The 12,584-nt window shown below is 65.9% G+C and carries 10 protein-coding genes; 7 read left to right on the forward strand and 3 right to left on the reverse strand.

The genetic code is table 11. From position 1 onward, the window contains the following. Window position 1: 1 nt before the first annotated feature. Window positions 2–1,924, reverse strand: a complete 1,923-nt coding sequence (edd, locus tag LSQ66_RS15380) for a phosphogluconate dehydratase (protein ID WP_231766077.1) — start codon at window positions 1,922–1,924, stop codon at window positions 2–4. 220 nt (window positions 1,925–2,144) lie between these two features. On the opposite strand from edd, the gene pgi reads away from it, so the two are divergent. The 4 genes from pgi (at window position 2,145) to LSQ66_RS15400 (ending at window position 7,093) form a co-directional block, all read left to right on the forward strand. Next, window positions 2,145–3,794: a glucose-6-phosphate isomerase gene (pgi, locus tag LSQ66_RS15385; RefSeq protein WP_231766078.1), complete on the forward strand. Its 1,650-nt coding sequence runs from the start codon at window positions 2,145–2,147 to the stop codon at window positions 3,792–3,794. After that, a complete protein-coding gene (locus LSQ66_RS15390) occupies window positions 3,794–4,684 on the forward strand; it encodes an SMP-30/gluconolactonase/LRE family protein (RefSeq protein WP_231766079.1) in 891 nt (296 codons plus the stop codon). Before pgi ends, LSQ66_RS15390 begins: the two co-directional genes overlap by 1 nt. 67 nt (window positions 4,685–4,751) lie before the next feature. Next, a complete protein-coding gene (zwf, locus tag LSQ66_RS15395) occupies window positions 4,752–6,224 on the forward strand; it encodes a glucose-6-phosphate dehydrogenase (protein WP_231766080.1) in 1,473 nt (490 codons plus the stop codon). Window positions 6,225–6,238: 14 nt separating this feature from the next. Further along, the gene (locus tag LSQ66_RS15400; protein ID WP_231766081.1) at window positions 6,239–7,093 is read left to right on the forward strand and encodes an SIS domain-containing protein; all 855 of its coding nucleotides are present in this window, start codon (window positions 6,239–6,241) and stop codon (window positions 7,091–7,093) included. On the opposite strand, the gene LSQ66_RS15405 is transcribed toward LSQ66_RS15400, so the two are convergent. Next, window positions 7,083–8,264 carry an MFS transporter gene (locus LSQ66_RS15405; protein WP_231766082.1) on the reverse strand — a complete coding sequence of 394 codons (1,182 nt, stop codon included), beginning with the start codon at window positions 8,262–8,264 and terminating at the stop codon, window positions 7,083–7,085. The two genes, LSQ66_RS15400 and LSQ66_RS15405, sit on opposite strands and share 11 nt — an antisense overlap. Further along, window positions 8,261–9,286 carry a zinc-binding alcohol dehydrogenase family protein gene (locus tag LSQ66_RS15410; protein ID WP_231766083.1) on the reverse strand — a complete coding sequence of 342 codons (1,026 nt, stop codon included), beginning with the start codon at window positions 9,284–9,286 and terminating at the stop codon, window positions 8,261–8,263. The genes LSQ66_RS15405 and LSQ66_RS15410 overlap by 4 nt, the downstream gene beginning before the upstream one ends. A gap of 93 nt (window positions 9,287–9,379) precedes the next feature. On the opposite strand from LSQ66_RS15410, the gene LSQ66_RS15415 reads away from it, so the two are divergent. The 3 genes from LSQ66_RS15415 to LSQ66_RS15425 all read left to right on the forward strand — a co-directional run bounded on the left by LSQ66_RS15415 (window position 9,380) and on the right by LSQ66_RS15425 (window position 12,583). Next, window positions 9,380–10,273, forward strand: a complete 894-nt coding sequence (locus LSQ66_RS15415; protein WP_231766084.1) for a LysR family transcriptional regulator — start codon at window positions 9,380–9,382, stop codon at window positions 10,271–10,273. A gap of 59 nt (window positions 10,274–10,332) precedes the next feature. Further along, window positions 10,333–11,268, forward strand: a complete 936-nt coding sequence (tal, locus tag LSQ66_RS15420) for a transaldolase (protein WP_231766085.1) — start codon at window positions 10,333–10,335, stop codon at window positions 11,266–11,268. Window positions 11,269–11,413: 145 nt separating this feature from the next. Beyond that, a complete protein-coding gene (locus LSQ66_RS15425; RefSeq protein ID WP_231766086.1) occupies window positions 11,414–12,583 on the forward strand; it encodes an efflux RND transporter periplasmic adaptor subunit in 1,170 nt (389 codons plus the stop codon). Window position 12,584 lies beyond the last annotated feature (1 nt).

Below are 12,584 nucleotides of genomic sequence, written 5' to 3' on the forward strand. Positions count from 1 at the left end.
GTCAGGCTTTCTTATTGATCAGGAAATCTTCATCGGAACCGGGCACGGTATTGCCCACGTTGTCGCCGCCGTGCAGCTCCACGGTGGTCGGGATGGGCGACGGCAGCGGGAAGGTGGTGGCGCCGCCTTCCGCCGCGCACACGCTCTTGCGGTACATGGTGAACAGCTCCCGGCCCATACCGATATGGTTCGGCGACAGGTCGGCCTGCGCCAGCGCGCGCGAATGCCACACGTCGGATGCCACCAATGCCTCGAGCGTGCCGCTGGCCGCGTCCAGGCGGATCACGTCGCCGTCGCGCACCAGGCCAAGCGGACCGCCTGCCAGGATCTCGGGCGACACGTGAATGGCCGCAGGCACCTTGCCGGAAGCGCCGGACATGCGGCCGTCCGTCACCAGCGCCACCTTGCGGCCCGCGTCCTGCAGGTTCGCCAGCGCCGGGGTCAGGGCGTGCAGCTCGGGCATGCCGTTGGCGCGCGGGCCCTGGAAGCGGATCACGGCCACGAAGTCGCGGTCCAGGCTTCCCGCCTTGTAGGCCGCCATGAAGTCTTCCTGCGAGTTGAACACCAGCGCCGGCGCTTCCACCGAACGGTGCTCAGGCTTCACGGCGGAGACCTTCATGATGGCGCGGCCCAGGTTGCCCTGCACGAGCACCATGCCGCCATCCTTCGAGAAGGCATTGGCGGCGGTGCGCAGCACGTTCTCGTCTGCGCTCTGGTCCGGCGCCGACTTGAAGTCCACACCCTTGCCGTCCGCGCTCAGGAAAGGCTCGGCGCAGTGCTTGCTCAGCCCCTTGCCCAGGATGGTGGTCACGTCGTCGTGCAGCAGGCCGGCCTTCAGCAGCTCGTGGATCACGAAGCCGGTGCCGCCCGCAGCGTGGAAGTGGTTCACGTCCGCATCGCCGTTCGGGTAGATACGGGCCAGCATCGGCACCACGGCGGAGAGGTCGTTGAAATCGTCCCAGTCGATCACGATGCCCGCCGCCTTCGCGATGGCGGGCAGGTGCAGGGTGTGGTTGGTGGAGCCGCCCGTGGCCAGCAGCGCCACGATGGCGTTGACGATGGACTTCTCGTCCACCACATGGCCAACGGGGATGTATTCATTGCCCTGGTCCGTGATTTCGGCGGCGCGCTTCGCGGCGGCTGCCGTCAGCGCATCGCGCAGCGGGGTATAGGGGTTGATGAAGGCGGCGCCCGGCAGGTGCAGGCCCATGACCTCCATCAGCATCTGGTTGCTGTTGGCCGTGCCGTAGAAGGTGCAGGTGCCCGCGCCGTGATAGGACTGCGCCTCGCCTTCCAGCAGCTCTTCGCGTGTGGCCTTGCCCTGGGCGTAGCGCTGGCGGATGGCGGCCTTCTCCTTGTTCGAGAGGCCCGATGTCATGGGACCGGCCGGCACGAACACCGCAGGCAGGTGGCCAAAGTGCAGTGCGCCGATCAGGAGGCCCGGCACGATCTTGTCGCACACGCCCAGGTAGAGGGCGGCGTCGAACATGTTGTGGGACAGCGCGACGGCCGTGCCCATGGCGATGGCGTCGCGCGAGAACAGCGAGAGCTCCATGCCCGGCTGGCCCTGGGTCACGCCGTCGCACATGGCCGGTACGCCGCCCGCGAACTGCGCTACGGCGCCCGCTTCGCGCACGGCATCCTTGATGATCTTGGGGAAGCTCTCGAACGGCTGGTGGGCCGAGAGCATGTCGTTATAGGCCGAGACAATGGCAACGGAAGGCTTGCGCACTTCCTTCAGCGCCAGCTTGTCGTTGGCCGGGAAGGCGGCAAAACCGTGCGCCAGGTTGGTGCAGGAGAGCGAACCGCGCTGCGGTCCCTTCATGCGGGCCGCCTGCAGGTGCGCCAGGTAGGCGCCGCGCGAGGGACGGCTGCGCTGAATGATGCGCGCGGTGACTTTTTCCAGGACTGGATGCAATGCCATGGTCTTTCCTTATCGATGAATTCTCGAAATTTTACTACAGAATTGAGTGAAAGGTCGAGCCGCAACACCGTAATGTGTGCTGCAGAGCAATTCCACCTGGCAAGCCACAGCAGCCCGCTCCCTCGACAGAAAAAAAATTTGCACCGCACAAAAACAGTTGTAGTGAATTTACCTGTTTTTGCTGTATAGTTGGATAATATTCCCAAACCGCCATCAGAACATGCAACAGCCCGCCCTCACCACGACCGCCAGTTTCCAGGCCCTGCAATCCCACGCCGCCGAGGCGCGCGACTGGCAGATGCGCCAGCTCTTCGCCGCCGACCCGCAGCGCTTCCCCCGGATGACCACCGACGCGGCAGGCCTTTTCCTCGACTATTCGAAGAACCGGGCCGACGCGCGCACCATCGAGCTGCTGCTCGACCTGGCCCGGGAGCGGGGCGTGGAGGCGCAGCGCGACGCCATGCTGTCTGGCGAAAAAATCAATCTTACCGAACATCGCAGCGTGCTGCACACGGCGCTCCGTATGCCGCGTGGCAAACAGCTGGTGGTGGACGGCCAGGACGTGAATGCGGACGTGCATGCGGTGCTCGACCGTATCCGCGTCTTTACCGACAAGGTGCGCAACGGCACGTGGCTCGGCTACAGCGGCAAGCCGGTGACGGACGTCGTCAATATCGGCATCGGAGGCTCGGACCTGGGCCCGAAAATGGCCGTGCTGGCACTGCGCTCCTACGCCCACCCGCGCCTGAAGATGCACTTCGTGTCCAATGTGGACGGCCACGATATGGACGCGGTGCTCTCGCAAGTGAATCCGGAGACCACGCTCTTCATCGTCGCTTCCAAGACCTTCACCACCGCCGAGACCATGCTGAACGCGCAGACGGCGCGCAAATGGTTCCTGTGCGAGGCGAAGGAAGCGGACCTGCCGCGCCACTTCGTCGCCGTGTCCACGAACACCAAGGCCGTGGAGGCCTTCGGCATCGATCCAGACAATATGTTCCCCTTCTGGGACTGGGTAGGCGGCCGCTATTCGGTGTGGTCGGCCATCGGCCTGTCCGTGGCGCTGGCCGTGGGCTTCGGCTACTTCAGCACCTTCCTCGAGGGCGCCCACGCCATGGACGAGCATTTCCGCACCGCGCCGCTGGAGCAGAACATGCCCGTGCTGCTGGCCCTCATCGGCTTCTGGAACCGCCAGTTCCTGGACGCGGGTTCGCTCTCGATTGCGCCCTACCACCAGGACCTGTCGCGTTTCCCGGCCTACCTGCAGCAGCTCGACATGGAAAGCAACGGCAAGCGCGTGACGCGCAACGGCCGCCAGGTCGATACGCCCACCTGCCCGGTGGTGTGGGGCGAGTGCGGCACCAATGCGCAGCATGCCTACTTCCAGCTGCTGCACCAGGGTACGGACGTCACCCCCATCGACTTCATCGCCGCGCTGCGCGCCACGCACGACCTGGAAGGCCACCACGACGCGCTGCTGGCGAACTGCTTTGCCCAGTCCGAGGCCTTCATGAAGGGCAAGACGGCCGAAGAAGTACGCGCGGAGCTCAAGGCCCAGAAGCTGCCGGAAGCCGAGGTCGAGGCGCTTCTGCCGCACAAGACCTTCCCCGGCAACCGTCCGAGCAACACCATTCTCATGGACCAGCTCACGCCCGCGACGCTGGGCGCGCTGATCGCGCTCTACGAGCACAAGACCTTCGTGCAGGGCGTGATCTGGGATGTCGCCAGCTTCGACCAGTGGGGTGTTGAACTGGGCAAGGTGCTGGCAAAGCAGATCCAGGGCGAACTGGCGGGCGAAGTGAGCCCGGCCCAGCACGACAGCTCGACCAATGGCCTGATCGTGATGGCCAAGGCCGCGAAGGTGCAGTGATGGATGCGAAGGTTGACGTCGCGTTCGACGAGGCCATGGTGGTGGGCGAATGCCCGCTCTGGGCGCCGGACGAAAAGGCCCTGTACTGGGTCGACATCGAAGGCTTCGCCGTGCACCGCCTGTGCACCGCGAGCGGAAAGCACGCATCCTGGAAGATGGCCAGCGAACCCTCTGCCCTCGCGCGCAATGCAAGCGGCGGCCTGGTGGCCGCCACGCGCAGCGGCTTTATCCACCTGGACACCGCCAGCGGCGAAGTGAGCGCCATCGCGCCGGCGCCGTTCGACCAGTCCACCACGCGCTTCAACGACGGCAAAGTGGATGCGGCCGGGCGCTTCTGGGTCGGCACCATCTACGAGCCGCGCGACAAGCCCGCAGCCGAAATGTATGTGCTGGAGCGCGGCAGGCTGCGCAAGGCCTGGTCGGGCGGCATGACGAATTCCAACGGCCTGGCCTTCAGCCCGGACAACAGGACCATGTATCACGCCGACACCGCCACGCACCGCGTGCGGCGTTTCGATTTCGATGTGCAGGCGGGCGCCGTGGGCGAAGAGCGGGAATTGCGCGTCTTCCCGTCGGACAAGGCCTCGCCCAGCTACGGCGGCCGTCCGGATGGCGCCGCGGTGGACAGCGAAGGCAACTACTGGGTGGCGATGTTCGAGGGCGCCCGCATCCTCAAGCTCTCCCCTTCCGGCGAAGAGCTGGACGAGATCAGGCTGCCCGTGAAGTGCCCCACCATGGTGGCCTTCGGCGGCGCCGACCTGCGCACGCTCTACATCACGAGCGCAGGCAAGCGCCCCGCCGAAGAGCTGGCGCAGTACCCGCTCAGCGGGCGGGTGCTGTCGGTACGCGTGCCGGTGGCAGGCCGCATCGAAGCGGCTTATGTGGGATAAGGCGTCCGGTAGTATAGTTACACGAACGTATAGATAAACAGTCGTAAATTTTCAGAAGATAACGAATATGGCACTCTCCGATTTCGACCTGGTCCTCTTTGGCGGCAGCGGCGACCTGGCAATGCGCAAACTCCTGCCCGCGATGTTCAGCCGCGACGTGTGCGGCGACCTGCCGCCCAATGCCCGCATCATCTGCATCGGCCGCCACGAGGCCGGCCAGGAAGAGTTCATCAATACGGTGAACACGACCTCCAGGCCGCACATCAAGTCGCCCAAGGTCACGCCGGAGAACTGGGAGCGCTTCACCAAGCGCATCGTCTACGTATCGCTGAACGCCACCGATGCCGCTTCCTACAAGGCCCTGTCGGCGGCGCTGCGTCCCGACCCGGCGCTGATCCGCGTCTACTACCTGGCCACGCCGCCCGCCATCTTCTCGAAAATCTGCGAGAACCTGAAGACCAGCGGCCTGGTGACGAAGAATTCGCGCGTGGTGCTGGAAAAGCCACTGGGCCGCGACCTCGCCTCCGCCAAGCAGATCAACGCGGAGGTGGGCAAGTTCTTCGACGAATCGCAGATCTACCGTATCGACCACTACCTGGGCAAGGAAACGGTGCAGAACCTGCTGGCTCTGCGCTTCGGCAATATCCTGTTCGAGCCGCTGTGGCGCCGTGAATGGATTTCGGACGTGCAGATTACCATCGCCGAGAAGCTGGGCGTGGGCAACCGCATCGGCTACTACGACACTTCGGGCGCCCTGCGCGACATGCTGCAGAACCACCTGCTCCAACTGCTCTGCATCGTGGCCATGGAGCCGCCCGCCTCGATCGCGCCGGATGCGGTGCGCGACGCCAAGCTGCAGGTGCTGCGCTCCCTGAAGCGCTTCACCCCCACCACGCTGGCGCAGAACATCGTGCGCGGCCAGTACCGCGCCGGCCATGTCGATGGCCAGGCGGTGCCGAGCTACCGCGACGAACCGGATGCGCCGCAGAATTCGCGCACCGAGACCTTCGTGGCGATGAAGGCGGAAATCGACACCTGGCGCTGGGCGGGCGTGCCCTTCTACCTGCGCACCGGCAAGCGCATGGCGGACGGCCTGGCGGAGATCGTGGTGCGCTTCAAGCAGATTCCGCACTCCATCTTCAACCAGCCCACCTCCAGCTTCCAGCCGAACTCCCTGGTGATCCGCCTGCAGCCGGACGAGGGCCTGCGCATGAACCTCATGGCCAAGACGCCGGGCGAAGGCATGCGCCTGAAACAGGCCGAGCTGGAACTGGACTTCCGCGAAACCTTCAAGACCCCGCGCATGGACGCCTACGAGCGCCTGCTGCTCGACGTGCTGCGCGGCCAGCTGACCCTCTTCATGCGCGGCGACGAACTGGAAGCGGCATGGGAGTGGGTGGAGCCTATCCTCAATAACTGGGAACAGGACGACACCGCACCGCTGCCCTATGCCTCGGGCACCTGGGGCCCGGCCGCCGCCAGCGCCCTGATCGGCCGCGACGGCCTGCAATGGCGTGAAGAAGCGCTGCCGGAAGACTGAGCGGAGCGCTGCACGTGCTACTTGATTCGATCCGTACCCAGCTCGACTCGCTGTCCAAGTCCGAGCGCAAGGTGGCGCTGGCGGTGCTGGACAATCCCAGCCGCACCGTGGGCGCCAACATCACCGCGCTGGCCAAGACGGCGCAGGTCTCCGAGCCTACCGTGGTGCGCTTCTGCCGCACCCTGGGCTATGACGGCTGGCACGAGTTCAAGCTGAAGCTGGCGCAGGGCCTTGCCCTCGCCCTGCCCGGCCTGAATGAGCAGCCCACGCAGGACGACCTGGCCTCCGATCTCGTCAACAAGATCTGCAGCCGCTCCATCAATACGCTGCTGGACCTGCGCAACAACCTGCGCCATGAACCGATCCAGCAGGCGCTGGACATCCTGTCCAAGGCCAACAAGATCGAGTTCTACGGCCAGGGCACCTCCGGCATCGTGGCGGCGGATGCGCAGCACAAGTTCTTCCGCTCCGGCGTGCCGACAGTCGCCTATTCCGACCCGGCCATCCACAGCATTGCAGCAGCCCTGCTGCGCAAGGGCGATGCGCTGGTGGCGATTTCCCAGCGCGGCAACAGCCCGGCGCTGGTGCGCTCCGTGAGCCTGGCGCGCGACGGCGGTGCGGACGTGATCGTGCTGGCGCCATCCGGCACGCCGCTGGCGGACCTTGCGACGGTGCTGATTCCCATCGACCTGATTTTCAACACCGACCCGTACACGCCCATCTCCGCGCGCCTGGCCTATCTGGTAGTGATCGACGTGCTGGCCGTGGGCCTGGCGCTCAAGCGCGGGCCGGAGTTCCGCAAGAAGATGCAGAACGCGCAGAAGGCGCTGCAGGAATTCGAAGTGCAGTTCGACTCCTTCATCGGCTAAGCAGCGACAGTCCCAGCGCGATGGCGGTGCCGCAAGCCAGCACCGCCAGCAGCGCCTCATACCCTCCCCCCGCCACCAGCAGCGCCGCCGCGAACGGAAAGCCGTAGCGCGGCACCAGGTAGCTCATGCTGAACACCGACATTGCCGCAGGCGCGCCTCCCGGCGGGGCGTGGGCGATGGCCTGCGCCTGCATCAGCGGGTAGGCCAGGCCATAGCCCCCGCCCAGCAGGAATGCGCCTGCCGCATAAAAGTATGCGGAGCGCCCCGCCAGCGCGAGCAGCGCCAGGCCCGCAAGTACAAGGCCAATCAGCAGAGGCAGCAGTCTCGCGAGCTCGCAGCGCCTGCCAAGCCATGCCGCCGCGAAGCGCGCCGCGATGGCTGCCACGGTGTACCACAGGAAGAAGACGCCGAAGCGCTGGCTTTGCGCCGCGGCGAAGCCGGTCTGGAAATTGACCATGCTGGTATAGGTGCAGGCAGCCAGCGCCACCATGATGTAGAAGGCCGCGCCGGGCCAGCGCAGCACGGCCGCAGCGCCGGAGATGGCGCGGTTCGCCGCTGCCACCTCGTGCGCAGCGCGATCCCACGGCGGCAGCCGGGCATCGCCTGCCAGATGCACGCCGCGCCTGCACAGGAAGAAGGCCGCCGCGCTGCATGCGGCGGCGGCGAGGAAGAGCCAGGCGAAGGCGCCTGGCGCGCTGTCCAGCACCATATCTGCCACCAGGGGCGCGGCGCCGCTGCCGATGCTGCCCACGGCACCCAGCAGCAGAAGCGCAGGCGCGCGCTGCGGCGCTTCGCTCGCCGACGCCATGCACAGCGGCTGCAATGTGAAGCATAGCCCCCATCCCCAGCCCTGGATCAGCGATGCGAGAAAGAGCAGCGGCAAGGGCGCAGCTGCCCATGCCCCGGCTGCGAACAGCAGCGCGCCCAGGGCGAAGATGGCGCTGCCCAGCGGCGCGAGGCGGCGCAAGCCCGCACGCCGCACCAGCCAGGCGCTTCCCGCCGAACACGCGATGGCGCCGACAGCGCCCGCGCCGATCAATTGCGCCGCCTGCATCTCGTCGTGTCCCTGCCGCGCCACGAACAGCGGCAGGATGTAGAACATGCCGACCGCGAAGTAGACCAGCAGGCACTCCAGCAGGAAAAGGCGGCGCGCCCGCCGCTGCGCCGTCACGGCGCGAAGCCGGAGAGCACGGTCTTGCCGATGCTGCGCCCTTCCGCCATGCGCTGCAGGGCCGCGCGCAGGGTTCCAGCATTCAGCGGCGTAACGTGCTCCGTCATCGTGCTGCGGACGAGGCCCGCATCCACTTGCGCCGCCACCTCGGCGAGCATCTCGCCAATGAGATGGCTGCGCTCGGGCGTGTACTCGTTGCGGGTGAAAACCATCTCCCACACGAGGGTGGCGCTCTTGTCCCACAGCGCGGCCCAGTCGATGGGCTTTGTCGCTTCCACCACCGTGCCTATCGTGCCCTCCGGCGCAACGGCCTGCACGGCGGCCGGATAGTAGGTGTCCGTGTCGCTCAGTATCAGCACATAGTCGGCGTAGCGGAAGCCTGCCTGCGCCATCTGGGCAGGAATATCCTTCCGGTGGTCGATCACGTGGCTTGCGCCCAGCGCAAGGACCCAGTCGGCGGACGCCGGCCGCGATGCGGTGGCGATCACCTCGAGGCCGGCAACACGCGCGGCAAACTGTACCGCCATCGAACCCACGCCGCCCGCTGCGCCGATAATGAGGATGCGCTTCCCCGCATTTGCCGCCGGATCGCGCGGCACCTTCATGCGGGCGAACAGCGCGCTCCAGGCGGTGAGCGCCGTGAGCGGCAAGGCAGCGGCTTCCGCATGGTTCAGGGACTCAGGCTTGCGGGCGGCCAGGCGCTCATCCACCAGCTGGAACTCGGCGAAGCTGCCCTGGCGGCCCAGCTCCCCGGCGTAGTAGACGCTGTCGCCGGGCCGGAACCTGGTGACGGCTGCTCCGGCGGACAGCACCACGCCCGATGCGTCCCAGCCCAGCACGCGCGGCTGCTCCTCCACCTTGTCCTTCGGGCGCCGCACCCGGTTGTCGAGAGGATTGATGGCGGTGGCTTCCACGCGCACCAGAATGTCGTGCGGGCCGGGGGAAGGCATGGGCAGGTCGGTGTCGAACAGGGATTCCGGCAGTTCCGGCGGCAGATAACGTTGCAGGGCAATGGCTTTCATGGTTCCTCCTTGATGGGTTGAAGTATGAAAGCTTTGCCATATTAGATAAACACATCCATAATTGATTGACCATCAAATCTCATTTGATAATCGATGTATCAGCTTCCCGACCTGAAACTCTTCCTGCGCATTGCCGAAACGGGCAATCTCTCCGCCGCCGCGCGCGACCTTGGCCTGTTGCCCGCGACCGCCAGCGCGAGCCTGAAACGCATCGAAAGGCAGCTGGACTGCCGCCTGTTCGAGCGCACCACGCGCAGCATGCGGCTCACGCAGCAGGGCGAGCTTTTCCGCGACTATTGCGCCAGCGCGCTGCAGGTGCTGGCGGATGGCGAAGCTGCCCTGAACGACAGCCGCAAGGCCCTGCACGGCCAGCTGCGCATTTCGGCGCCTGCCGACTGGGGCCGCAATGTGCTGCGCCCATGGCTGGACGCCTTTCAAACGGCGCATCCGCAGCTGGGCCTGACCCTGCAATGCTCGGACTACCGCAGCGACCTGTTTCGCGATCCCTTCGATCTGGCCTTCCGCTACGGCAGGCAGGACGACTCCACCCTCATCGCACAGGAAATGGCAGCCAATGAGCGCATCCTCGTCGCCTCCCCCGCCTATATCAAGCTGCATGGAACGCCGAAGACCCTGGATGCCCTGCGCCAGCACAACTGCCTGCTGCACAACCTGAACCAGCTGCGCACGAATATCTGGCGCTTCCGTGGGGCGGGCGGCCTCACCGAAATCACCGTCAGCGGCAACCGCGTGGCGGACGACGGCGGCGTGGTGCGCGCCTGGGCGGTGGATGGTCTGGGCATCGCCTGCAAGTCCCGGCTGGACGTGCAGGAGGACGTGCGCGCCGGCCGCCTCGTTCATATCCTGCCCCAGGTGCGGGGGCCGGACTGGCCGCTGTATGCGGTCTACCCTCACCGCGACAGCGTGTCGCCCGCCGTGCGCGCGGCGATCGCCTTCGTGCGCGGGCGGCTGTCCCAAACACCATGAAATCCGGGCCTCGCGGTACAATAGCGGTTTCGTCCCCAACCTTTGCACCCGGCCGCAAAATGAACCAACTCGAACAGCTCAAGCAGTACACCACCGTCGTCGCCGACACCGGCGACTTCCAGTCGATCAAAGCCTACACCCCGCGCGACGCGACCACCAACCCCTCGCTGATCCTGAAGGCCGTGCAGAAGGACGAATACAAGCCCCTGCTGGAAAAGGCCGTGCGGGACAACCCGAGCGCCTCCACCGGCGAGATCATCGACCACCTGCTGATCGCCTTCGGCACCGAGATCCTGAAGATCATTCCGGGCCGCGTGTCCACCGAGATCGACGCCGCCCTGTCCTTCGACGTGGCGGGCAACGTGGCCAAGGGCCGCGAGCTGATCGCCCTGTACGAGAAGGCGGGCATTCCGCGCGAGCGCGTCCTGATCAAGATCGCCTCGACCTGGGAAGGCATCAAGGCCGCCGAGATCCTGGAGAAGGAAGGCATTCACTGCAATCTGACGCTGCTGTTCTGCCTGCCCCAGGCCATTGCCTGCGCCGAAGCGGGCGTCCAGCTGATTTCCCCCTTCGTCGGCCGCATCTACGACTGGTACAAGAAGTCCACCGGCATCGACTACCAGGGCGCGGAAGATCCGGGCGTGCAGTCCGTGAAGCGCATCTACAACTACTACCGCAAGTTCGGGTACAAGACCGAGGTGATGGGCGCCAGCTTCCGCAACACCAGCCAGATTCTGGAACTCGCAGGCTGCGACCTGCTCACCATCAGCCCCGACCTGCTGCAAAAGCTGGCCGATACCCAAGGGCCCGCCGAACGCAAGCTGGCCGCCGCCGATTCCTGCGCTACCGGCATGAGCAAGATTGCGGTGGACGAGAAAACCTTCCGCTTCATGCTCAACGAGGACGCCATGGCGACCGAGAAGCTGGCCGAGGGCATCCGCGCCTTCTTCGCCGACTCCGGAAAGCTGAAGCAGATCATCGCCGGCATGAAGTAATCGCCCGCCACGCACACAAAAAAGGGAGCTTCGGCTCCCTTTTTTTATTGCCATTTTTAGCAGCTTGTCTATACAAAACGTTACAAATGACAGTGATATACAATGTCCCGCACCTGTCCCAACCCAACGCAGAAACGAGACATCCATGAGATCTGTACCTCGTCACACTTCCCTTGCATTCGCAGTCATCACCCTGTCGCTCATGGCGGCTTGCGGCAAGAAAGACGCTCCTCCTCCGGCACCGCCTCCCCCCACCGTTTCCGTCATTACCGTTGCTCCCGGCTCCGTCGCCGTAACCGATGAGCTGCCGGGCCGCGTGGAGGCTTACCGCATCGCCCAGGTGCGCGCACGGACCGCGGGCATCGTGCTCAAACGGGTATTCGAGGAAGGCAGCGACGTGAAGGCGGGACAGGTTTTGTTCCGAATCGACCCGGCGCAGTTCCAGGCGAGCTTCGAGAGCGCCCAGGCGGCCGTCTCCAAGGCGGAAGCGAACCTGGCGCAGGCGGAGCTCAAGGCGAAGCGCTACAAGCCCCTGCTGGCGGCGCAGGCCGTGAGCCAGCAGGAATATGACGACGCGGTGACGGCGCAGAAGCAGGCGGCCGCCGACCTGGCGAATGCCCGCGCCGCCCGCACCAATGCGGGCCTGACGCTGGGCTATGCCACGGTGACCTCGCCCATCTCCGGCCGCGTGGGCCGCGCGCTCGTGACCGAGGGGGCGCTGGTGGGCCAGGGCGAAGCGACGCCCATGGCCACGGTGCAGCAGCTGGACCCTATCTATGTGACCATGACCCAGTCCTCCACCGAGCTGCTGCGCCTGCGCGAAGCGCTGGCGAGCGGCAAGCTGAAAAGCGCGGGCAAGGACCAGGCGCGCGTGACGCTGATTACCGAGGACGGCCAGCAGTATCCCGCCACGGGCAAACTGCTGTTCTCCGACGTGGCCGTGGACGAGAGCACGGGCTCCGTTTCCCTGCGCGCCGAGTTCCCGAACCCGAAACGCACCCTGCTGCCAGGCATGTATGTGCGCGCACGCCTGGAACAGGGCGTGAACGAGGCGGCCATCACGGTGCCGCAGCAGGCCATCGTGCGCGGCGCGGAAGGCTCCTCGGTGCTGATCGTGGGCCCGGACAACAAGGTCAGCGCGCAGCCGGTGAAGGCCGAGGCTTCCGAAGGCAACAACTGGGTGGTGAGTTCGGGCCTGAAAGGCGGGGAACGCATCATCGTCGAGGGCTTCCAGAAAGCCAAGCCGGGCGCTCCTGTGACGCCGGTGGCATGGAAACCGGCAGCTCCCGCCACCGCGCCCGCGGCGGCCAAGTAAA

The organism is Massilia endophytica, assembly GCF_021165955.1.
GTDB lineage: Bacteria > Pseudomonadota > Gammaproteobacteria > Burkholderiales > Burkholderiaceae_D > Rugamonas > Rugamonas endophytica.

Excerpts from the sequence above, each read along its gene's own strand:
- edd (WP_231766077.1), bottom strand. The coding sequence starts at position 1,924 with ATGGCATTGCATCCAGTCCTGGAAAAAGTCACCGCGCGCATCATTCAG.
- pgi (WP_231766078.1), top strand. The coding sequence starts at position 2,145 with ATGCAACAGCCCGCCCTCACCACGACCGCCAGTTTCCAGGCCCTGCAA.
- LSQ66_RS15390 (WP_231766079.1), top strand. The coding sequence starts at position 3,794 with ATGGATGCGAAGGTTGACGTCGCGTTCGACGAGGCCATGGTGGTGGGC.
- zwf (WP_231766080.1), top strand. The coding sequence starts at position 4,752 with ATGGCACTCTCCGATTTCGACCTGGTCCTCTTTGGCGGCAGCGGCGAC.
- LSQ66_RS15410 (WP_231766083.1), bottom strand. The coding sequence starts at position 9,286 with ATGAAAGCCATTGCCCTGCAACGTTATCTGCCGCCGGAACTGCCGGAA.
- LSQ66_RS15415 (WP_231766084.1), top strand. The coding sequence starts at position 9,380 with ATGTATCAGCTTCCCGACCTGAAACTCTTCCTGCGCATTGCCGAAACG.
- tal (WP_231766085.1), top strand. The coding sequence starts at position 10,333 with ATGAACCAACTCGAACAGCTCAAGCAGTACACCACCGTCGTCGCCGAC.
- LSQ66_RS15425 (WP_231766086.1), top strand. The coding sequence starts at position 11,414 with ATGAGATCTGTACCTCGTCACACTTCCCTTGCATTCGCAGTCATCACC.